Here is a 23,972-nt window from a genome sequence, read left to right on the forward strand (position 1 = left end):
CCATGAATCAAGGCATTTGTTATGAAGGCTTAAGACACTCTATCATTGCGCTAATCTGGACTAAGAAAATATATATCTTTTCAACGTGTACCGTTTAACAGCGGTACACGTTGAAAGCTAAGTTAAGCACATTTTCTCTTATTTTTATCAATTCCCGGAGCGTTTACTGCTCGCGGCTTTTTCTGTATCGCCTAAATCCTCCTAGACCCGCTAGGGCAACAATAAATAGAAGCAATACTCTAATGATGATCGGATTATTTTGGATTGCATCCTGGATGACCTCGTAAACGTTCGCACTTTTTGAAACTGGTTTCGTTGCTTTTGCTGTCGATTTGCCCGAGGTATTGCTGGCATCTTTTACAGGTGCTGGTTTTTTTACCGTGTTTGTTTGCACGGGTTCTGGTTTCGACGCCGTAACCGATTTGTTTGTTATCGGTGTAGTATTAGGGCTGTTCGATGCTACTAATTTAGTCGCTTGAGTGGCAAGTGCAGTGCTGCCAGGTGTACCAGAAACAGATGGATTATTATTACCCGCTGGATTGCTATTGCCCTTTGGATTGTTATTACCTGTTGGATTGTTATTGCCCTTTGGATTGTTATTACCCGCTGGATTATTATTACCCGCTGGATTGTTACCACCAGTTGGATTGTTACCACCAGTTGGATTGTTACCACCAGTTGGATTGTTACCACCAGTTGGATTGTTACCACCAGTTGAATTGTTACCACCAGTTGGATTATCGCTAGAAGTATTGTTGTCGCCGATACCGGGCTGGTTGCACGTGCCGGCAATTGGACCTCCGTTTGTGGCGATGCCCTTATCGACGACGCCGAAACTGTTGTTGCCTGAGATATCGAGCCCGCTTAGACCCTGTGTGGTACTGCCTATAATGCCGCCGACGGAGATATAATCTGGGTTAATCGGTCTATTCGGATTCCCTGGATAGCTGTTATCCACAGCATTGCGGTCAACCGTGCTGATTACCTTTCCAGAGTTAGTGGAGTCCGTAACCTTTATGCTCGTTTTGCCATAGATGCTCCATGAGGGGCCTGCAACGCCGACGATACCGCCTAAGTTATTCGCCGTGCCCGTGACGACACCGGAGTTTTGACAGCCTTTGATGTTCACGGTGAGGTCAATTGCACCACCGAGTATTCCGCCGGCGGAGTTCATATAAGGCGGATTGTATATTCCCGTCGCACCCGACGATGTCTGAGCTGTTGAGATGACTTTTCCTGTGTTGCTGCAATTGATGAAGTCGGCGGTGCAATTGTTGCCTTCGGTTTCCCCGCAGATTCCGCCGATTGTTAATCCACCGGTGATATTGCCTGAGTTTACGCAGTTAATAATAACCGAATGCGTCGGCACTGCAACGTCAAATCCGCCGAGCTCGCCGACAATGCCGCCGATCGTGCCAAGTTTGCCTCCCGTGATATTGCCGCTGTTCGTGCAGTTCGAAATGGTACTGTTCTCCGCCTGATACGCAATACCGCCGATAAGGCCATTGGTTGAGTTGATATCCGCTTTGTTGTGGCAATTTTCGATGAGGCCGTTAGTGATCATATTGGTGATACCTCCGCCGCCGACAGACCCAATGTCAAGCGATCCGTCAACGGTCAGGTTTTTAATCGTAGCGCCTTGGCAGATGCCGAAGATCGAGGAATTTTTGATAGTCACTGTAAATCCCGCGCCATCAAACGTGCCGGCGTAATAAGTATAAACTGGGCCGTTGGTCTTTCCTATTCCCGAGAATTGCGCCGACAGCACTTTGGACATATCAATGTTGTTCACAAGCCGGCCGTTAATCTTGTTTTGCGTGCCTGATTCGACATTATTGTTTACGGTCTGGTAGAACCAGAGGATGTCGCTCACCGTTGACAGCAAATAAGTCCCGTCCGCGTCGGTAAGAGGCGGCTGAAGTTTGTAGATGTATATGCCGGGCGAACTTGAACTTACTTTCGTAAGAGAGAAGCTATCGGGGTTGGAGGCACTGCTTGCATTCGAATTCCCGCTATCAACCGTAAACGTTGTATTGTCTAGCGCGTCGCTAATGCCCGAATTGATCGAGCCGGTCTTAATATAGTAGTTGCCCGTATAAACCGCCGGAGCCGCTGTGGCCTTGCCGACAATCCCTCCTGCATTCAGCTTGGAGTCCGCTGCGGTGACGTTGCCGAGATTGAAGTTAGCTGCGATGGCCGAGTCGGACGAGTCGTTTTTGCCGACAATTCCGCCGGCAGAAGCATCCGAACCGGTGACTGCGGCGTTATTGTACGATTGCAAAACACTTGTGCCAGTGCCGTAAATGGAACCGACGATGCCGCCGGTACTGCCGCCAGAACCGCTGACCGCGCTGGTGTTGAACACGGTGTTGAACGTCGTGCTGGTGGCTTGCCCGGCAACGCCGCCGGTATTGCCGATGCCGCTGACTGCACCGCCGCCGCTCCATAGTTTACCGACTGCGTTGTAGACGCCGTTGCCGCTTTCCTTGATAATGCCGTTTTTAATCGAACCGACGATACTCCCTGTGTTGGTTCCACCGCTGATATTGCCATTATTGTAGCAATGGTACATCTGCCGGTTCGAGTCGGTCGTCTGACCCGTCCCGTCAAACATGCCCGCGATGCCGCCGACATTGACGTTACTGCCTTGTGCCGCCGTGACGGAAATACTGCCATTGTATATTTTTTTGCCGTAAGCACTACCGCCATAGTTCGAGAATCCGACGATACCGCCGATATTCGCTCCGTCAGAGGCTGTGCCGGATATCGACACGCTGCTTATGATTGTCGGGGTGATGCTACTACCGGTGGATGCGCCCACAAGACCTCCGACGTTCGCGCCTCCGAAGGCTCCGGTAATGGTACCTGCCATCGATACACCGGTAAGAGCACCTCCGCTGCCCAAGTAGTTGACCAAACCGCCGACGTCTGAGTTTCCGTCCGTTACCACGCGGGCGATTTTGATCGTGTGATTCCCGCCTGAAATCGTTCCTACAAACGGATGGTCCTTCGTGCCGATACCGGCGAAAGTCGTTCCTGTCATGTCAATATCATTTTTTATAGTAGCGTTGATAGCGGTATAGCCCAAAGTATTGACCGCGTCCGCAAACGCCAGCACGTCGGCCGGAGTGTATAAGTTGTAAGAACCCTCTTTGCCGTAGACGGAAGACATGGTAAGGCTGGTGATTGCCCTCGTCAGCGTTATACTTCCTTCCGTAGGTCCAGCGATAGCGATGGTCCCAAGGCTTTCCTGAGTTGATACCATGGTAGTGTTATCAATGTCGTCTATCGTCGTCAGACCATCGCCCGTGGCTTTCGCGCGTATGGACGGGTCGGTGAACAGCACCATACAGGGTGAAACAGTGACCTTACGCGTACCCTCGCTGTTGAAAGGCAGTATTTTGAACACCAGCTTGAGATCAAGCATCTCACCCTTTTTAATAATAGGGGTCACTCCGTCCGATTCGACCCATATCTTCCCGCCATAATCTGGTTCACTATCAAAAGACAAAACGATGACATTCAACTTTCCCGCCAAAATTCCGGCGTTGGCCGCTTTAGTCGCGGCAGGATCCAATTGTAAATCCGATGCAAAGTTATCATTACCATCATAGTTGATGTTTGTGTAAAATCCATACACGTCCTTATCGGTCGGTGCCGTAATCTTTGCAGTGACCGTAGTGGACTGTTCGTTGCCGCCAACATTGGCGGTAGGCGTGTCAAACACCACGCTTGCGCAAAATAAAGTATGCAGATTAACGGCGGAACCGCTGAGTGAAGCTATCAATGCCTTGCCCGCCATTACTGCGCCACAGATTTTGGTATAGGTGTCAAGTTCTGCGCTGGTTTCACCTGGATCCGTGAACAGCACCAGCTGGTCTTCCAAACTGTCGACATTGACAGTAAGGTCTTCCGTCGCCGACTTCGCCGTGCCGACTACCTTAAACTTCAAGATAAGAGTAAGCGGTGTGCCTGCAGTGATAACCTTCGTTTGCTCCACCGGATCACAGGCAAAACTCACATGTCCGGCCACCGAGGTATCCACCGTCAGACCCCTTATCCCGATGTTTGCGGCTTGAGTGGCAATTAGATCCGGCATTATCTTGCCGTAAGTATCGCTACTGGAAGGGTCTTTAAACGTTACCTTAAAGCCGTACGCGTCCACTTCCGAGTTGATCGTCGCCTTGACTGTAAGCGTGTCACCGATTTTACCGGAATCCGGGCCATCCACCGCAAGTGTAAAGTTTGGGGCCGGCAAAGTCTTCGCTTTTGCAGTAATACTGCTCAATTCTTTACCATCGATGTCCAATGCCTTGACAGTAAACGTATAATCTGTGTCAGCAGTTAAACCAGTGACATTGTACTCCGAGTCAGTTTTTGTGCAAGTAGCTATCTTTGTAATATCATTAAACACTTCATAAGTGTTTATATCTGAATTAGCCGATTGTGGCCAGTTTAATGTCAGAGTAGTTGATTTAATATTCTTGACACTAAGCACATCAGTTGGCACCCCTGAAGGTGCCGCTTGAACGGTGACGGCGCAATTCGCCGTAAATCTCCCGTCAGTTGTAGTGACAGTAATGTTTGCTGTACCTGCCGCCATTGCGGTGACGATACCATTTGCATCTACTGTAGCTACGGCTGTATTGTCCGAAGCCCATATGACACCTTTATTCGCGGTATCCGCCGGAGCTACCGTAGCTGTAAGCTGGCTGGTGCTGCCGACATCAATAGAAGCGCTTGTCCTATCTAATGTGACGCCTGTAATACCTGATGAAGGTGCCAATGCTTTAGTCTTGAACAAGATTTCATACGCATTGGTTGTTAATGTAACAGGTGTTTGGTCCGCCGTGATACCTGAACTTACTTTTACTTTATAAGAAGTGCTAGGTTCCAATTTTGTTGTTGGAGAAACAAAAAGGCTTCCATTAAGACTCTTATTCATAGTAACATTAGTAGCTACACTACTTTCTGTGGCATCGGCATTTACTTTTACCAGTGTTACTAGACCTTTGTTGTTAGTATAGTTGCTATATGTATCTGACTTACCAAGGATATTTTCATTGAATGCAATTTGAAAATTAGGTAAGAGGTCTACTCCATTTCCGTCTGCACCATTGAATTGACTAGCAGGATATGAAGCATTATTAGGTATTCCTGCTTTCAATTCCCTACTAGCAGTATAATTACCACTGGAAGAACTATAGTCAGAATCAGACGCATCACTTAAATAAACACCTATTAATGATGCATTATTAATAGTGCTACCTCCCACAATCGACGTATCATTCGGGTATGAATAAGGCGATGCTGTAACCGCCCAAACCTGCGCGGTATTACTGAAAAGCATTACAAATATAAGTAAAAATGTAAAAAATCGAGCACTATATCGTCTAATTTTTCTTCCCACATTGGGAATAATACTTTTACACATAAAACTCCCCCCATTTTTCTTATAATTTACCATAAGTAAATAATATTACAGTACATATTGATTATATTTTGATTAGGCCACAAAAATTTTGTAATTACTACCATCGTTGATACATTTATAAACTCTCAACAAATCACAGCTATACAAGCTTGTACATAAAAATTGGTTTGAAAATAAAGCATCACGTTTCAAAAATACAAAAAATTTAAAAAGACAAATATGCTCTCTTTTTTACTTTTGTTTCAATTTGTATCCCCTCCTAAAAGATATAATTTAGTGCAAAAATAAACATACAAGGGTATTTTTATACTAAATTATATTATATAGCATAACATGACATAACAATACAATTTTGTAATTATATTATACCACATAACATGTCATAACAATACAATTTTGTAATTTATATTATATGACATAACACGACATAACAATACAATTTTGTAATTTATATTTTCTACATATGAAGGGTTGGGGTACCTGTAGTAATGGAACAGAAAGTTACAACTTGATCTCAATTATTTCCATATATACAACAAACGCTTACTACTCCTAAGCTTAGCAATTTATTGTTATTACAAATTTACAGTATCATTCATACAGGCTTTATTTTTGTTGAAATATAACTTACTTAAACAAATTTCCTTAGCGTACGCTAAGGAAAATACAACCCCATGAATGTAATAATTCAGGCTGAAATGTTACGTCCTTCTAATATGCCCATATGGAATTAGAGCTAATATTATAGGAAAATTTAAAAATACAAAAACACCTTTTCATATAGACATGGGGGTTGGAGATGTTATAGTTTCTAAAGCCAAATGTTAATAGAAATTGAATTTGCAAAGGTAATTGAAGTAATATATTCTTTTTTGAATCCTGTATTTGAGGCAGTGGTAAATGAAAATGAAATGTTTGAAACCTGGAATCCTTCTTTACTTAAATATGAGAAGAATTTTTAAATTAAAATAGACTAAAATAAAAAAGAAGGGGATTTTCCCAAATATTCAGCATTTCTTTGAAAATGCCTAAACATCTGCTGGAAATTTAATCCCCATTTTTCTTCTTGCTTCATCCATTATGCTAAGTTCCATAAGAGAACATTTATTATACACATCTGCATTTCCCTTTATTTGAATAAGCCTAATTAACTCTTCTACTTCGTAATACATATTGTTATCACATTTATTGATACTTATATGTTCTTCTTTTCCATTATTATATATAATAGTAACTTCCCTTGTATCAGCTATTTCTTTTATGATCATGCATCCCTTCTCACCTTGAATTTGACTTGGTAATTTAGAATTGGTAATTTTAGAGTATAAAAGTTCCCCCTGCATATTTCCATAGTTCACCATAATAGTTCCAGCACCATCCACTCCATTTTCTAAAATTACAGAATTTGCCCATATACTTTTAGGCATTCCAAAAAGCTTAACTAATGGATGAATACAATATACCCCAATATCCATTAGTGCCCCGTTAGAAAAAACAGGATTAAATGCATTTTCAACAATTCCTTTTTTGAAATTATCATATCTGGAAGAGTATTGACAATATTGAAATGTAACCCTTCTAATAGTTCCAAGCTTAATAAGATTGTTCTCTATGGCCTTAAAGCCTGGATCAAATACAGAACGCATTGCTTCTAAAAGAATTACTCCATTTTCTTTAGCTGCTTTTATCATATGCTCTAATTCCTTTTTATTAGATGCTATAGTTTTTTCACATAATACATGCTTTTTACCCCTTAGCATTTTAATTGACTGAAAAGCATGAAAACTATTTGGACTAGCTATATAAACAGCATCTACTTCTCTACTTTCTGCAAGTTCATCTAAATCATCATACGCCAATGCAGCTTCGTATTTACTCCCATATTCTAAAGCTCTTTCTTTTGTCCTTGAATACACTGCAGTGAGTTCAAAATTCTTGCATAACTTAGCTGCTTCTATGAACCTATCAGTGATTTTACTTGTTCCTATTACAGCAAACTTCACCATTATGCTTCCCTCTTCTTTCAAATATTTAAATTATATCAAATAAGCTGTTGGAGTAACCAACAGCTTATTTATTATTGTTTTTTGCTATTAATATATGCTTCAACTTTGTCAATTATTTGATCTGATTTTTTAACTACATCGCTAACTCCAACTTTGACAGTTGGCAATCCGTTAAATCTTTCCGTTTCCTTTATACCAATATCTTTAGTTAATATAACTACATCTGCATCTTTTACATCATCCATAGTAATTTTATTTTCTATACCTATTGATCCTTGAGTTTCAACCTTTATTTCAATTCCTTTGGCTTTTGCTGCTTTTTCCAATGCCTCTGCAGCCATATAAGTATGTGCAACTCCTGATGGGCAAGCCGTAACTGCTAATATCTTCATTTTAATTCATCTCCTATTATCGTGTTTTAGCCTATATTATTCGAAATCCAAGTTTATTTCCTCACCGCCTCCACCATGGTCATCATTACGCTTTTCTGTGACTGGTTTCTTTAAAATATTTACCATCAATGCGGTTACAGCAACACCTACCAAAGTAGCTATAATGTAACCAAATTTGCCAGTAGCTACTGGCAATACTATCCATCCACCCCAAGGTGCAGGATTTCCAGACCCTAATAACATTGCAGTAACTGCTCCACTGGCAGAACCCACTATTAAAGAAGGAATAACCTTCAATGGATCTGATGCAGCAAAAGGTATAGCTCCTTCTGTTATTCCTATTAGCCCCATCAATATACCAGCTTTTCCTGCTTCCTTTTCTTCCGTTGAGTACTTTTTAGGTGCTAAGAAAGTAGCTACACCCATCCCAATTGGAGGAGTACATATTGCAACACCTATGGCTGCCATTATTTTTAGTGCTATAGGACTTGCCATTCCAGTTGTAGGATTTATCGTTCCTACCATTGCCGCTCCAAATCCATATGCAACCTTGTTTACAGGACCTCCCATATCAAAAGCTATCATTGAACCTAAAACTATTCCTAAAATCACTAAATTTCCAGTACCTAACCCTTCTAGCCAAGCCTTCATTCCCTTCATAGCCCCTGCAACAGGAGTTCCTATAACCCAAACCATAAGTGCACCAATGATAAATGTACCTATTAGTGGAATAACAAATATTGGCATTACAGAACGCATAATTGAAGGAACTTTTATTTTCTTTAAATAAAAAACTACTATACCTGCAAGCAAACCTGCTATAATTCCTCCTAGGAATCCCGCTCCAATTTGATTTGAGAGATAACCACCAATAGCTCCTGGTGCTATACCTGGCCTATCTACCATTGAAAATGCTATAAACCCTGCTAGTATAGGAACCATTAATCCAAGTCCAGCTGCTCCTATATTAAACAAATCATTTAACCTTGTTCCTTTAGGTGGAACTGCTGCTGAACCGTATAATAAAACTGAAAGTGCTAATAAAACTCCTCCTGATACAACAAAAGGAATCATGTATGAAACACCTGTCATTAGATGCTGTCTCGTATTTTTTAATAAATCCTTTAAATCATCCATTTTAATTACCTCCACTCTTATTATTTAATTCTTAACTATCTAATGCTTCTAATATCTCTTCTATGCTAGAAGCTTCACATAACTTAGTTCTAAACTCCTCTCTCATAATCTTTCTAGAAAGTTGAGCAAGAATCTGCAAATGCCTATCTCCGGCTTCTTTCTCTGGTACAGCAATTAAAAATACATACTTTACCGATTCTTCTTCACTCCACTTAACTTCTTTTTTTAGTCTAGCAAAAGCTACTGCAGCACTTTTTACGGAGTCAGATTTGCCATGGGGAATAGCTACATCAAATCCTATAGATGTAGGGAAATCCTTTTCTCTTTCAAATACCTGCTTGACATAGCCATCAAAATCTATTAATTTGTCCTGTTTTTCTATAAGCTTTGAAAGCTTTCTAATAACTTCTTCTTTAGAAGAAGCCTCTAAATCCAATACAACAAGGTCTTTATTTATTATGTCATTCATTATTATATCCTCCTCAGTAAAAACATTAATTATCTTATCTATGCCATTTTACATTTGTTTCAATCATAATCTTTTTTGAATTCTTCAATGTATTTCCACATTATAAATGAAATTTTGATATAATAATATTAGTATGAATCAATAAGATTCTATTATGTAACATAAAGGGGAGGTAACTTTTGTTTCCAGAAGAAAGACATGATAAAATAATAAATATTTTACATAAAGAAGGAAAAGTGGTTGTCAAAGATTTAAGTTCCAGATTTAATGTAACAGAGGACTGTATTAGAAAAGACTTGAAAATACTAGAAAATAAAAATTTGCTGCAGCGAACTTATGGAGGTGCCGTATCTGTTAGACATTCAGCTCCCAAGCAGGACATTTCTATAAGGAAAAATATTAGTGTAGAATCAAAAGAAGTTATAGCTGAAAAAGCCTTTAATTCTATTTTCGAAAATGAAACGATTTTTCTAGATATATCAACTACAAATATGATGTTGGCTGAAAAGCTTTCAAAGAGCCCAAAGAAGCTCACAGTAGTAACCAATATGCTTGATATAATCTCAATACTAAATAAACAAGATAATAACATTAAAGTTATTTGTACTGGAGGAGTTCTTAGCAAAGATTTAGATGGATTTACAGGTTCAATGGCTATTGAAAGTATCATTAACTACAAGCCCAACAAATGTTTTATAGGAAGCTGTGGAGTAAACATATTTGACAAAAGTGTCACTACTTTTGATGTAGAAGATGGAAACACAAAAAAAGCCATAATAAATGGCAGTAAAGAAATATTTTTGGTTATGGAAAATAGAAAATTTTATATTGATGGTACTTATAAATTTGCTACCCTTTATGATATAAATACAATTATTACAGAGTCTCCACCAGACAAGGAAATTACAAATTTATTAACTAAAACTGATACCAAATTCATCTAATATCAATGAATCTTGCTTAGTCGCTTTCGCTGTGTGCGTAGAAGTGTTACAGTAAGTAACCATCAGATAAACTTTTGTAGATAAATCTGCTTTAAAAGTTGAGAATTCGCAATAAACAGTTGACAGTTAATTGTCAACTGTTTAAAAATATGTATACATGTTAAAAAAGTTGGCATACTAATTAATCAGTGCAATATATTTAGCTATACTACAATTTTATTTCTTCCACTATTCTTAGCTTCATATAATAAATCATCAACAATTTTTATACATTCCATATTTGTATTTGACTTATTTTCATATAATCCACCACTTATAGTAACTTTTATTCCATCTTCCCATGGAAAAGTATTGATTTTATTTCTAATTCTTTCTCCTATTTCTACTAACCCTTCCTGCTTTGTATTAGGCAAAATAACAATAAATTCCTCTCCACCATATCTTCCTGCATAACCCGTGTCTCCTATACATTCCGTTATTACTTTACTTATATCAGTTAAAACCTTGTCTCCCTGTAGATGCCCATAATTATCATTAATCAATTTAAAATAATCCACATCAAACATCATTATGCTAAATATTTCACCTTCATTTATATATTTTTTTATAACTTCATTTAATATTCCTTCAATATAATTTCTTTTATATAATCCTGTAAGATCATCTTTAATAGACTTCTCATATATAATACGATTTTCTATTTTTAATTTTTCTGCATTAATTATCTCATCAGAATATTGCATTATAATTACATAGGTTTCTAAAAAAGCAAAGATAAGCATACCTACTTGAAAACCATACCTGCCATATATCATTCCATTATTTATGAGTACATCATTTGCTGCTGTAGCAATTAAAGCAGTAAATGCCACAAACGATATTATTCCTTCCCCTTTTTTTGCTTTTTTTATAAAAAATATTAATATACCAATCACAATAAATATCAAAATAGCTTCACTTAAAAAAGACAATCTATCGTAAAAAGTATTATTAGTTATAAGGCATATAGTGGTAAAGAATATTGAAAAGCAAAATGATATATTAACTAACTTTTTAGGAAAGTCTGGGAATAATTCTTTTAAAAGCAAAACATAAATTGGCATATATAAATAGTACGTAATTGCCGCCGTTTTGCTAAGCAGCTCAAAAGGCATATTAGGGAAAATATGAACAATTACCCTTTCATTTAAAAACAAGCACCTTAATTGTGTAAATAAGCACAATATAGAAAAATATAAAAAGAATTTATTGTTCTTTAATCTTCCATACAAACATAAAAATAACAATTCTACAATAAGCAGAACCCCTACTATAATTAAATCCCCACTTGCACTTATTATAAATCTATTCATAATTCTATCTTTAAGACCAAGTTCCATAGGTTTTAATACAGGATAAAGAATCGTGTAATTGGATGCTTGAATTACTATATCAGCAGTTCCATTTTGTGCTGTAAAATATGTATAACTTGGCAAATATATAGATTTTTCTTTCTCATAACTTTTACCTACTTGTCCCACTTGTCCTTGTAAAACACCATTCACCCAAATCTTTGAAGCTGACAAAAAACTTCCTATTCTAAGTCCATAGACAACCCCTTTTGGAAGAAATACTTTTAAGTGTACTGTCATATATCCAGTATTTTTTCCATTTAACTGTGTTGTAAGTTTATCAGGTAAAATTAAATACTTATCAATTTTTTCATGCGCCACTTGTTCTGGGTTAAGAAGTTTATTCACATACAGTTCCAACTGCCCTTCAATCTTTACATTTCCTCTTTGCTGAAAATTGTAATTACTTAAATTTAGAATCCCTTTATCTGCCTTAATATAATTAAGGTTATTAGAATCATTAAAAGCTGAAAATATACCTACTAATAAAGCTATAAAAATAATAGGTAAAATAATTTTTTTCATATGATACCCCCGGTTAACAGTGTATTACTAAAATAGTATTACATACTTACTGAATTATCAATGTAACAAATTAACATACTGTTTATAGGTTTTTCTATATATAAATAAAACAAGTGTAAATGTCATTTGTAATTAACATTTACACTATAAATAACAACATTTATTATTTAGATTTAACTTCGTAATAGGCTGTTTTATGTGTTATAACACTGTCTGTTGTCTTATTGTTATTATATTGAACAACATCTACCTTATGTTTTCCTACTTTAAGAGCATTGCCCTTAAGATTTATAGAGGATTGGCTTTCTGCTAATTGTTCTTTAGAATTTAGCACACCATCTACAAATATATAACTTAAATTTTTACCATTAAAGCCACTTGTATTTACTCCAATTTGTTCAATTTGAGTATTTTTATCTGCATATATAACTGGGACAGCTCCATTTTGAGAAGTACCTGATGGCGTAGAAATATAAAAGGTACCTGTACCCATGTCAGCTTGTAGATTTTTAGGGATTTGCATAACATCATTTTTTGCTTGTTCTGTTGCATTTTTTGCTTTATCTTTCACCTCAGTAACACTCTTTTGAGTTCCACAGCCTACTAGATTTATAATAAGCAATGAAATTGCCATAATTAAAGAAAGCTTTTTTTTCATTTAGACATCTCCTTTGCCTTAGGCATAATAATATATTTTTATTATGCTTATTTCTCAAAATAATATTAATTTCAATATTTTATATATGAAAAAAACGGATAGTTTTACTCTATCCGTTTCCGTATATATTTCACTTTTCTTTAGAAAAACTTAATTATACTATTTTTAATGCTATTTATTTTATCTATAATATCATCAATATCTATACCTATGAGTTTTCTATTCTTTACAAGGACTTTACCATTTATAATTACTATATCCACATTTGCTGGATTGGCGGAATAAACTACCGCTGAATAATAATCATATATAGGCTGCATATTAATGGACTTGGTTTCTATTATAACTAAGTCCGCATTTTTTCCCTTCTCAATAGATCCTATAGTTTTATCCATATTTAATGCTCTTGCACCACCAATAGTTGCCATTTCAATTATTTCAGAAGCTGGTAAAAGAGTTCTATCTCTATTAACTAATTTATGAATTTTGCCAACAAGAGACATTTGAGTTATTATATCAAGAGTATTGCCACTCATTGGTCCATCAGTTCCTAGTCCTATTTTCATACCTCTTTTATACATTTTAACTGCTGGTGAAACTCCCTTTGCTCCTTTTGAATTTGCACCTATATTGTGAGCTATTCCAATTTTAGTTTTACAAGCAATCTCCAGATCTTCACCCGTTATATTTATTAAATGTGCTGCTACAAAATTTTGGTCTAAAATTCCTATACTATTTAAATATTGTACAGGTGTCATATTGTATTCTTTTTTATATTTTTCAGTTTCATAATCCATTTCTGCCACATGCATCATCATTGGAATATCGTATTTTTGAGAAATGTTATGTGCTTTTACTAAATGCTCAGTATCATTACTATAAGGAGCATGAGGTGCTATTGCTGGAGTTATTAATTCTTCTTCTCTCCAGTTTTTAATGAACTCTTCGCCGTATTCAATTCCTCCATAGGATTCTTTAGAATCTGGTGATGGAAAATTAAGTACTGTTTCGCCCAGTACTGCACGGATTCCCATTTTGTTTGCAGCCCTTGCAACTTCATCTTCAAAGTAATACATATCAGCAAAAGTTGTAACTCCTCCTAAGAGCATTTCCGCTATTCCAGCTCTTGCTCCTTCATAAACAAACTTGCTATCGACAAACTTGCTTTCAAGTGGAAATATATACTTCTTAAGCCTGTCAGCTAAATCATCTCCAAGACTTCTAAATGGCAGCATTGATGCATGGGTATGTGTATTTATCATGCCAGGCATTAATATTCCGTTATCTCCATCTATTACTTTCTCTCCAGCATACTTTTCTAAAAGTTCACTTTTCCCTATATCCTCAATTATACTCCCATTTACAACTACTACTCCATTTTCTATTACTTCTTTTTCTTTATTCATAGTAATTATATTTACATTTTTTATTATTGTTCTATCCATAAAATCATCCTCATATAAATAATTTTGATATTTACTCACAAAATAGGCTTACTATTTCCTGTGTATTAACTCTTATAAGACCTTTATCCGTAATTTTTAGTTCTGGGCTTACTGGAAGAGATAGCGTACTAAAAGACATTATTTCATTATTATGTTTATATCCAAGTTTCTTTAATGCCATTCTCACTTCTTTTAAATTTAAAGCTATGGACTCGATTGGTTCTTCAGACAATATCCCACCAACGGGAAGAGCAAGATTTGCTATAATTTTTCCATTCAAAGCTGCACAGTAACCCCCATTGTTTTTAATAACCCAATTTGCTGCTACTTTCATATCTTCTGTATTTTTTCCCATTACCATTAAATTATGATGGTCATGAGCATAGCTAGAAGCAACTGCTCCTCTTTCGATTATGCTGCCTGAAACAAGTCCATAAGATCTTTTTTTAGTATTATCATATCTATTAAAAACCGTAATAAGTGCATACTTAGAAGTTTCAAAAGAAAGCCTCTGGTCTTTCACTTCTACAAAATCGCTTTCTTCTTTTGTAAATGTACTATCACTTTGAACTTTCATTATTCTGCATTTTACTTTACCTTCTTTTACAGGTGCTTTAACTGAAAAGTCTGAGTCACTAACTGGATTCATTTTAATGCTTTTATAAAAATACTCTGGAAATTCATGTTCTTCTTTCTCCCTAATATCCTTACATACAGGTTGGCCATTTTTATATACTTCATTAATACTAAATGATTTTAAATCATCCAATAAAATAAAATCAGCTATTTTTCCAGGTGCAATGCTTCCTCTATCGTAAAAATTCATTCTTCTTGCTGGAATAAAAGTACTTGCATAAATAGCCATTTCCTGCTTCATACCCATGTCAATGGCTTTTTTAACAAGTCCATTCAAATGCGAAGTAATTAATTTATCTGCCATCGTATCATCAGTAACAAAGCAAAAATGCTCATATAAATCATTAGAAATTAAATATTCCATGTTTTCTTTTGTCATTGATTTTTCCTGGATTTCTAAAAACATACCATTTAATATCTTTTCCTCAATAGATTTTGGAGTTTGCTGAGTATGATCTGCATCTACCCCCTGATATATATATCTTGCTAAATCAAGTCCAGATATTTTAGGACAATGTCCTTCTATTTTGAAATGAGGTTTTTCTTTTTTTATCAATTTAATTATATTATTTATAAGCGAATCTTCACTATAAACCAAATCCTTAAAATTCATAACTTCACCAATGCACCATATACGGTCATTTTTTATAAGTTCTGATACTTCTTTTATCCCTATTTGTCCACCTGTAGTTTCAAGTTTAGCCGATGTTGATGGTACAGAACTTGGAATGCCATAAAATATATCCATTATATGCTGCCTATCAGAATCTATCATAGCTTTTATGCCTTCTATTCCAAATACATTTGCAATTTCATGTGGATCAGCAACAACTGTTGTAACTCCATTCTTAATAACAGCATTTGCAAAGTTTGTTGGTGTAGTCATTGAACTTTCAATATGCATATGTATATCAATAAGGCCAGGTATTAGATATTTCTTATTACCTTCTATAATATTTCTTGCACTTATTTTTTCATGACAATCCTTACCTATATATAAAAACCTTCCATTTAATATTGATACATCACCGTATATAAATTTTTTAAAATAAGCATTAAAAACATAAACATCTTTTATGATTAAATCTGCTTTCATATGATCACCTTTCTTAAACGTAAATAAGACATCTGAAAAAATAAGTTCATCAGCATATGGATTCATTATTTTTCAGATGTCTTCTATTTAAAATTAAAACTAATTATTGTAAATCTTGTTCCACTGATCAATCCAGTTTTTATTGTTCTTATTTATAAATTTGAAATCTAAAACATTTGATTTTTCAACTTCATCTCCATATGTTAGACCCTGTGTTTCCGTACCTTGTAATTTTACATCGCTGTTAACTGGTGATTCGCCTACATCTTTAGATGTTTTTTGTTCAACTTCTGCACTCAATACATAATTTATAAACTTCAATGCTAATTCTTTATTTTTTGAACTTTTTACTATATTTACAGTATTAAAGTTAAGATATGCTCCTTCGCCTGGATCAACAAATTTTACTGAAGGAACTGCTTTTTTAATTGAACCATAAACAAAATCCGCAGCAACTGCAGCTGTTATTTCTCCATTAGAAAACATATTTACAAGATCAGAAGATTTAGTATATGTCTTAACTACATTTGGTTTTAAAGCTTGAAGTGATTTAAATGCATCTACACCTTTATCACTTGTTACATCAACACCATCCTTCTTTGAAGCTGCACAAACCATAGCAGGTCCAAATGTTGTTGTTATATCTGGTATTGCTATTTTACCCTTAAAATCAGGACTCCATAAATCTTTCCATGAAGCTATATTTCCATTTACTTTTTCAGGATTATAAACTATAGCTGCTCTATTTAAAGTATATGCTGGACCATATCCTTCAGTTATAAACTTTTGTGCCTTAGGTATTACTTTCTTTGCATTTGGTACCTTACTATAATCAATTTTTTCAAATAATCCATCTTGTATGCCTTCTTCAGAAAAAGATTCTGCAAGGTACATTATATCAACGTTACTGTTTGGATTATTTTTGAGTTTAGTTAATCTTTCTCCATTATTTCCTGTTTCCAAAACTATTTTTACATTGTTTGCTTTCTCAAAAGGCTCAAAAACATCTTTTTGAAGAGCATCTTCATTTAATCCCCATGTTGATATTACAAGTTGCTTTTGATCACTTTTTGAATCTGTACTTTGCGCTGCACTTCCACATCCAGAAAGTGCTGATAGCAAAAATATGGATGCTAAAGCCAAAGGTAATTTTTTCATTTTTTATTCCTCCTCAGATTTTTTAACAATTATTAATTTATTTGAAGGTAAATAAAGCTTTACCTCATTTCCAATATCATACACTTCATCATTTCCATTGTTTACAATAATTGATCCAAGCTTTGTATTGACAGAATACTGGTATGCTTTTCCCAAATATGTTCTAACTTCGATTGTTCCATCTAGTATATTTTCATTGCCTGTAAAATCAGATGCTAATATTTTAATATCATCAGGTCTTATAGTAGCTTTTATTTTGCCAGGAACATTTTCATGATTTTTAATATGAATTTCAATATTGCAATCTGCATTAAATACATCATCTTTAACATATTCTAAGTCAATAAAATTTTCGAATCCTACAAACTTTGCCACAAATTCTGTATTAGGCTTTGAATATATTTTTTCTGGAGTATCATATTGTTCAATTACACCTTTATTCATTACTGCAACTTTATCTGATATGGAAAAGCATTCTTCCTGATCATGAGTTACAAAAACAGTTGTAATTCCAAAACGCTGCTGTAATTTTCTAATTTCTACTCTCATTTTTAATCTCAATTTAGCATCTAAATTACTAAGTGGTTCATCCAGCAAAAGAAGATCAGGTTTTATAACAAGTGCTCTAGCTATAGCAACTCTCTGTCTTTGTCCTCCTGACAATTCTGCAGGATACCTTTTACCATATTCTTCTAAATCTACTATTTCAAGAAATTTGTTAACTGACTCAGTTATAGTTTTTTTATCTACATTTCTCATCTTAAGTCCAAAAGCTATATTATCAAAAACATTGAGATGAGGGAAAAGCGCATAACTTTGAAATACCATTCCAAAATTTCTCTTATTAACAGGTATTTTAGTATAATCCTTACCATCAAATATAAATTGACCACCTGTTGGCTCTAAAAAGCCACTTATTACTCTCAATGTAGTAGTTTTTCCACACCCGCTTGGTCCAAGAAGTGAAACCAACTTTCCCTTTTCAATATCAAGGTTTAATTTTTTTAATATATTTGTTTTTCCATCATAAGAAACTGCAATATCTTTTAAATTTATTAAAGCCATGTAGCACCTCCATATTTTATTTTGTAAAATAATTTAATCCCAAAGTTTTCTCAACAATAAACATTATTATAATAGTCATAAACATCAATATGACTGAAAGAGCTGAAACACTAGGGTCATAATTGTATTCAACATAACTCATCATACTTATCGGCAGCGTACTCACTCCCGGTCCTGTTAAAAATATAGATACAGGTACATTATTGAAGGAATTTATAAATGCCAACATAAAGGCTGCAATTATACCAGATGTTATATTTGGCATGACAACTAGAAAAAATGTTTTTATTCTAGAAGCTCCAAGACTTATAGCTGCTTCTTCAATAGAATAATCCAATCCTCCAAGACTTGAGCCAATGACCCTTATTATATATGGAATTACTATAACAACATGTCCAATTAATAAGCTAGTTAAAATATTCATTTTAAGAGTAATTGTTATAAATCTAAAGAGTGCAAATCCAAGTACTATTCCTGGTATTGTAACTGGTGATAGAAATATATTGTTAATAAACTTTTTTCCTCTAAAATCATTTCTACTAATCACATAACATGCAGGTATTCCAACAATAAGTGCAATTAAAGTTGCAGCTATGGATACTTCCAAACTTATACCTAACGTAGTCATAAAAGTTGGTGACTGAAAAACATGTATAAACCATCTTATTCCTATATGCTTAGGTGGAAATGCTATGAAATTATCTGTTCCAAAAGCTGTTACAGCAACTATCAAAAGCGGTCCAAATAGAAATATGTATACAAGAAATACGAATAATGTAAGCAATTTATTTTTTTTCATTCTATACACCCCTTTCATATAATCTTGATGCAAATTTATTGATTCCAAACATAACAATCAATGTAGCTATAATCATGACAGCAGAAACTACAGAAGCGCCTGTCCAATCACTTAGCGTCATAGCCTTTTGATATATGAGCGTTGCAAGCACTGTATTTTTATTTCCTCCAAGAAGTTGGGGTGTTGTATATGCCGTTAATGCACCAGTAAAAACAAGAATACTTCCCACTATCATTCCTGGAACACTTAATGGAAAAATGACCTTAAAAAAGGCTGCTATTCTACTAGCACCAAGACTTTGGGCAGCTTCTACGAAATCACTATTAATATTTTCCATTACTCCAACCAAAGAAACAATCATAAGAGGCAAAAATAAGTATACACTTCCTATAATTATTGCAAACTCCGTATAAAGAATTTCTCGTGGTTCACTTATAATATGACAATTTATAAGTAGTGTGTTTATAGCTCCATTTTTACCAAGTATAGTCATCCACGCAAATGCACGAACAATAGAGTTGGTTAGGAGTGGAAATACCGTAAGTGCAAGAAGTAATCCTCTTATTTTTTTATCACTTCTTGATAAATAATAAGAAACTGGTACTCCAAGTATTATACAAGCAATAGTCGTTATAATTGCTATTCTAAGAGTACGAAAAAATATGTTCATTAAATAACTATCTTTAAAGAAAGATAAATACAACTTAGGTGTAATACCTTTATCACTTACAACTGTAGGAATTAATATATTTATAAGTGGTGCCATTAAAAAGAATAAAATTATTAAAATTCCAGGTACTAACATTAAATAAAGTACTTTTTTTCTCATTATAAGTAGCCCTCCTTTGTATTTTTAAGTTTATCTGATCTGAATCTAAGAATCTCTTCATATTAAACAAAGTATTAATATATGTTTGTGCTATACGAATGTTATTACATTTTTTCTCTACAATATTCATAATATTATCACTTCACCTTGGAAACGTCAAGGGATTTTGGTCGAAATAAGGGTTTTAGTAAAGAAGTTCCAATAGTATTGACTTTTATAACATAAGGTATAACATTTTTAGTAATAGGGAAAAGAGATTTAATGAAAATGTAAGAGGAGGTTTTTGGCAATGTATAGTTTTAAAAATGATTATAGTGAAGGAGCTCATCCAAGAATATTAAATGCTTTAGTTGAATCAAATATGGAGCAAACTTCAGGTTACGGTGAAGATATATATACAGAAAGAGCTGTTGAGCTTTTGAAGCAAAAAATTAAGCGAGATGATGCCCACATTCACCTGTTTGTTGGAGGCACACAGGCAAATCTCACTGCAATTTCAGCTTTTTTAAGACCTCATGAAGCAGCTATTGCTGCTAATACAGGACATATACTAGTTCACGAGACAGGAGCTATAGAAGCTACAGGGCATAAGATTATCTCTATAAAAGTAAGCAATGGCAAACTAAGTCCCGAAGACATCAAACCTGCCTTAGATGAACATACCGATGAGCATATGGTAAAGCCTAAACTAGTGTACATCTCAAACTCTACAGAAATTGGTTCTATATATAAAAAAAGCGAACTAGAAAAACTAAGCAAATTTTGCAAAGAAAATAAACTGCTTTTATACATAGATGGCGCAAGGTTAGGTTCGGCCCTATGTTCAGAAGAAAATGATGTGGAACTTTCTGATTTAGCTAGATTAGCAGATGCGTTCTATATAGGTGGGACCAAAAATGGTGCGCTAATGGGTGAGGCTATGGTCATATGTAACAACTCACTTAAAGAAGACTTTCGATTTTATATTAAACAAAAGGGAGCATTGCTTGCAAAAGGTAGACTTCTTGGAATACAATTCTTAGAACTTTTCAAAGATGACTTATATTTTGATTTGGCAAAGCATGCAAATGTCATGGCAGATTTACTTAGGAAGGAAATCAGTAAGGCTGGATATTCATTTTTGACCCACTCGCCTTCAAATCAGATATTCCCAATCTTACCAAACAAGTTGATTGAAAAGCTTGGAAATAAATATTCTTTTACAATTTGGCAAAAATCAGATAAATATAACTCCGTTATTCGCCTTGTAACTTCTTGGGCAACAAAAGAGTCTATGGCTTTAGATTTTATTAATGATTTAAAAAATTTTACTGAAGTGTAATTTGAATTATTGGGAAAATGAGTATTAGACTTATTTTTAAGCTAGCCTGTACTCATTTTTTCTTTAAATCGATATTCTTTCATTCAAAATTAAACTCTTTTGCCATACTAATAAAATTTAATATTTGAAAATCTCCTTTTTATTGCAAAGCTATATTTAACATCGGGATAGCCAAATATGACCATAATACCGTTTTTATTTTTCAATGGTATCCCATACTTTTCTTTTATTTTCTTTCCAAAAAGGTTTAACAGTACATTTGGTGTACCAAGCATACAACTTCCTAATCCTAATGATTGTGCTGCAAGCATTGTATAAGTTGCAGGAATATATGGATCAGCAGGATCAGCATATGGAGAAGCATGAAAATACATTGCTAACGGTGCAGAATATGTTAGCCAGTTCTTCCCTTCATCATAATTTTTTATAAATGTCTCTATAGCAGTTGAAGCAAAGGTTTTTAAAGAATCATATGCAGCTTTTCCTATAAATGGCCTATAAATTTTAAGCATTATAGTGGAAAACAGCCATCTATTTTTTTTCAAAACATTGATTAAATTCAGTGTAAATTCTTCCACTTTTTCATTTCCATCTAAAACCAAAACTTCAACATCGGAACTTCCAAGACCGTTAGGAGCGGTCGCTGATGCTTCTAATATTTTTTTTATTATTTCACGTTCTACTTTTTGCTTTTTATAATTTCTCACACTTCTACGGGACATCATTAATGACTTTAAATTTTCATAATTGGTCCTGTCTTGAAACTTTGGTAATTCCATAACATCATCTGGCGTCATATCTCTGCCAATAACTTTTATTGCTTTGTTTGGACAAACTGCCATACATTGTCCACAAGCAATACATCCAAATACTCGACTATGATCTACTTTAACAATTTTATCTTCTATAAATAATGGTGCTCCCTTACATACTTTTACACAGAGTCCACAGGTTGTACATTTGTTTTTATCTATTTTAACTTCAGCACATTCATAAAATCGACCAGTTTTTAATGGCATAGATATTCAACTCCTTTCACTATTTACCAAACATGCTATTTAAAACACTCCAAAATACATCAACATCATCATCGATTTCTTCTGGTTTAAAGCCAACTACTCTCAGCATACTTATACCTATATACAATGCTATTATTGCATAAGCAGACTTATTTATATCCGTTTCTTTAAAGTCACCAACCTTATTTCCATAATTAATAATTGATGAAATTCCTTTACAATCGCCTTTATATACTTCATGTAAAACTGCCTGCAGCTTTGCATCTACCATTGCCCTTGAAAAGAAACTTACAAATAACTTAGCTTTTTTTGCTGGCGGAATATTCATTGACCCCACCCCATGAATTTCAGATACATTTAATTTAGTTTCAAATTCCTTATCAATGTTGTAATACTCTGGCAAAGCATTTTTCTGAACTATCTTCAGAATTTGAAATGGGGTCATATTCTTCCCTACTTCACTATTTATCTTTGTACCATAATAGCTTAAAAATGCTTTAAAGGCTTCAAGAATAAGATTGTCCTTACTTTTAAAATAGTAACTAATAACACCTTTAGAACAATTAGCCTCTTTTGCCACCATGTCCAGTGACATTTTTTCTATACCCACCTTACAAATACACTCTAGCGTTGAATTAATTATTTGACTTCTTCTTATAGGCTCCATCCCAACTTTAGGCATACATTTCCCCCTAATATGTGATTATTTTATTTTGACCAGTCATCTTAAAATAACAATACCACCTTTATAATAAAAAAACAATATGACAACACTTATAAAAAACTGTCATATTGTTTACTGTTAATTTTGCTGTACCTATCTAAAATTCAACTTCATCTGTAGACTTTAACTGTACAAACCTTCCTCCTAATACATTATTATTTATTACTCAATATTCCATATATTCTCCATCCTTTGGAATAGAAACCTGTCCTAAAAGTGAATTATCCTTTAAAAAACTTCTTAGTTCCTTTCTCATAAGACTGCAGTGATTCCAAGCCTCCATGTGAACAACAATCACTTTGGATTTTGGCACTTTTTTGCAAATATGAAATATATCCTCTTTATTCATGGTAATAGGAATACCTCCCTCTGTCAACTGTGCAGCACCTGCAAAAATAACAACTAATTCAGGATTATAAATTTCTAATGCTTTCTCTACTTCCAAACACCATACTGTATCCCCTGTTATATATAATGAGGGTTCATTTTTAGTTTTAATAACATATCCTGAAACTATCCCCATTTGTTTTGCAACTTCACCCTTACCATGTTGACCCCCTACACGTTTAAAAATAATATCATTCCAACAACAATCTTTTTCAATTGGATTAACAGAGTAAAATTCCTTTTGTCTCACTTTTACTTCATCCTCACTCTGACAGAATATAGGTATATTTTTAGGTAATAATCTTGCTGCCGTTTCATCAAAATGATCGCTGTGCATATGAGTTAAAAGGACTGCATCAGTTCTTACAATATCATTGACATCAATAGGCAATTCCACCAGTGGATTTCTATTTCTATTTGACACATTAGGAATATAAGGCATTGTTCCTTTTTTACTAAGCACTGGATCAACTAGAATTGTCTTATTATTTATAATTAGCCTTAATGTTGCATGGCGTATAAGCTGAATTCTCATAG

18 protein-coding genes are annotated in these 23,972 nt (G+C 34.7%); 2 read left to right on the forward strand and 16 right to left on the reverse strand.

The window, feature by feature from the left end:
* Positions 1-163: 163 nt before the first annotated feature.
* From CLJU_RS21370 to CLJU_RS12845, 5 genes are all read right to left on the reverse strand, one after another.
* Positions 164-5,434 (reverse strand): Ig-like domain-containing protein, encoded by a 5,271-nt coding sequence (locus tag CLJU_RS21370; protein WP_013239251.1) that lies wholly within the window; start codon positions 5,432-5,434, stop codon positions 164-166.
* 1,028 nt (positions 5,435-6,462) lie between these two features.
* Positions 6,463-7,440 (reverse strand): Gfo/Idh/MocA family protein, encoded by a 978-nt coding sequence (locus CLJU_RS12830; RefSeq protein ID WP_013239252.1) that lies wholly within the window; start codon positions 7,438-7,440, stop codon positions 6,463-6,465.
* Between the two features lie 71 nt (positions 7,441-7,511).
* Positions 7,512-7,832, reverse strand: a complete 321-nt coding sequence (locus CLJU_RS12835; RefSeq protein WP_013239253.1) for a PTS fructose-like transporter subunit IIB — start codon at positions 7,830-7,832, stop codon at positions 7,512-7,514.
* Positions 7,833-7,868: 36 nt separating this feature from the next.
* The gene (locus tag CLJU_RS12840; RefSeq protein WP_013239254.1) at positions 7,869-8,969 is read right to left on the reverse strand and encodes a PTS fructose transporter subunit EIIC; all 1,101 of its coding nucleotides are present in this window, start codon (positions 8,967-8,969) and stop codon (positions 7,869-7,871) included.
* A gap of 31 nt (positions 8,970-9,000) precedes the next feature.
* Positions 9,001-9,438, reverse strand: coding sequence for a PTS sugar transporter subunit IIA (locus tag CLJU_RS12845; protein WP_013239255.1), 438 nt, complete (start codon positions 9,436-9,438; stop codon positions 9,001-9,003).
* A 179-nt stretch (positions 9,439-9,617) separates the two neighbouring features.
* Between CLJU_RS12845 and CLJU_RS12850 the strand changes: the two genes are divergently transcribed.
* The gene (locus CLJU_RS12850) at positions 9,618-10,382 is read left to right on the forward strand and encodes a DeoR/GlpR family DNA-binding transcription regulator (RefSeq protein ID WP_013239256.1); all 765 of its coding nucleotides are present in this window, start codon (positions 9,618-9,620) and stop codon (positions 10,380-10,382) included.
* A gap of 203 nt (positions 10,383-10,585) precedes the next feature.
* Here CLJU_RS12850 and CLJU_RS12855 read toward each other — a convergent pair whose 3' ends face one another.
* The 8 genes from CLJU_RS12855 to CLJU_RS12890 all read right to left on the reverse strand — a co-directional run bounded on the left by CLJU_RS12855 (position 10,586) and on the right by CLJU_RS12890 (position 19,984).
* Entirely contained in the window at positions 10,586-12,298 is a 1,713-nt protein-coding gene (locus CLJU_RS12855; RefSeq protein ID WP_013239257.1) for a sensor domain-containing diguanylate cyclase, read from the reverse strand.
* Between the two features lie 163 nt (positions 12,299-12,461).
* Positions 12,462-12,956, reverse strand: a complete 495-nt coding sequence (locus tag CLJU_RS12860; protein WP_013239258.1) for a hypothetical protein — start codon at positions 12,954-12,956, stop codon at positions 12,462-12,464.
* 140 nt (positions 12,957-13,096) lie between these two features.
* The gene (locus CLJU_RS12865) at positions 13,097-14,401 is read right to left on the reverse strand and encodes an amidohydrolase (RefSeq protein WP_013239259.1); all 1,305 of its coding nucleotides are present in this window, start codon (positions 14,399-14,401) and stop codon (positions 13,097-13,099) included.
* 31 nt (positions 14,402-14,432) lie between these two features.
* The gene (locus CLJU_RS12870) at positions 14,433-16,199 is read right to left on the reverse strand and encodes an adenine deaminase C-terminal domain-containing protein (protein WP_013239260.1); all 1,767 of its coding nucleotides are present in this window, start codon (positions 16,197-16,199) and stop codon (positions 14,433-14,435) included.
* Positions 16,200-16,232: 33 nt separating this feature from the next.
* Positions 16,233-17,291 carry an ABC transporter substrate-binding protein gene (locus tag CLJU_RS12875; RefSeq protein ID WP_013239261.1) on the reverse strand — a complete coding sequence of 353 codons (1,059 nt, stop codon included), beginning with the start codon at positions 17,289-17,291 and terminating at the stop codon, positions 16,233-16,235.
* Between the two features lie 3 nt (positions 17,292-17,294).
* Positions 17,295-18,356, reverse strand: coding sequence for an ABC transporter ATP-binding protein (locus tag CLJU_RS12880; protein ID WP_013239262.1), 1,062 nt, complete (start codon positions 18,354-18,356; stop codon positions 17,295-17,297).
* A 16-nt stretch (positions 18,357-18,372) separates the two neighbouring features.
* On the reverse strand, positions 18,373-19,155 hold the full coding sequence (locus tag CLJU_RS12885) for an ABC transporter permease (protein WP_013239263.1): 783 nt from the start codon (positions 19,153-19,155) through the stop codon (positions 18,373-18,375).
* Position 19,156: 1 nt separating this feature from the next.
* A complete protein-coding gene (locus CLJU_RS12890; protein WP_013239264.1) occupies positions 19,157-19,984 on the reverse strand; it encodes an ABC transporter permease in 828 nt (275 codons plus the stop codon).
* A 289-nt stretch (positions 19,985-20,273) separates the two neighbouring features.
* On the opposite strand from CLJU_RS12890, the gene CLJU_RS12895 reads away from it, so the two are divergent.
* Complete coding sequence (locus CLJU_RS12895; RefSeq protein ID WP_013239265.1) at positions 20,274-21,305, forward strand: threonine aldolase family protein; 1,032 nt, start codon at positions 20,274-20,276, stop codon at positions 21,303-21,305.
* A gap of 107 nt (positions 21,306-21,412) precedes the next feature.
* On the opposite strand, the gene CLJU_RS12900 is transcribed toward CLJU_RS12895, so the two are convergent.
* The 3 genes from CLJU_RS12900 to CLJU_RS12910 form a co-directional block, all read right to left on the reverse strand.
* Positions 21,413-22,324 (reverse strand): nitroreductase family protein, encoded by a 912-nt coding sequence (locus tag CLJU_RS12900; protein WP_013239266.1) that lies wholly within the window; start codon positions 22,322-22,324, stop codon positions 21,413-21,415.
* Positions 22,325-22,343: 19 nt separating this feature from the next.
* The gene (locus CLJU_RS12905; protein WP_013239267.1) at positions 22,344-23,006 is read right to left on the reverse strand and encodes a TetR family transcriptional regulator; all 663 of its coding nucleotides are present in this window, start codon (positions 23,004-23,006) and stop codon (positions 22,344-22,346) included.
* Between the two features lie 208 nt (positions 23,007-23,214).
* Positions 23,215-23,970: an MBL fold metallo-hydrolase gene (locus CLJU_RS12910; protein ID WP_013239268.1), complete on the reverse strand. Its 756-nt coding sequence runs from the start codon at positions 23,968-23,970 to the stop codon at positions 23,215-23,217.
* Positions 23,971-23,972 lie beyond the last annotated feature (2 nt).

This window comes from Clostridium ljungdahlii DSM 13528, from assembly GCF_000143685.1.
Lineage (GTDB): Bacteria > Bacillota > Clostridia > Clostridiales > Clostridiaceae > Clostridium_B > Clostridium_B ljungdahlii.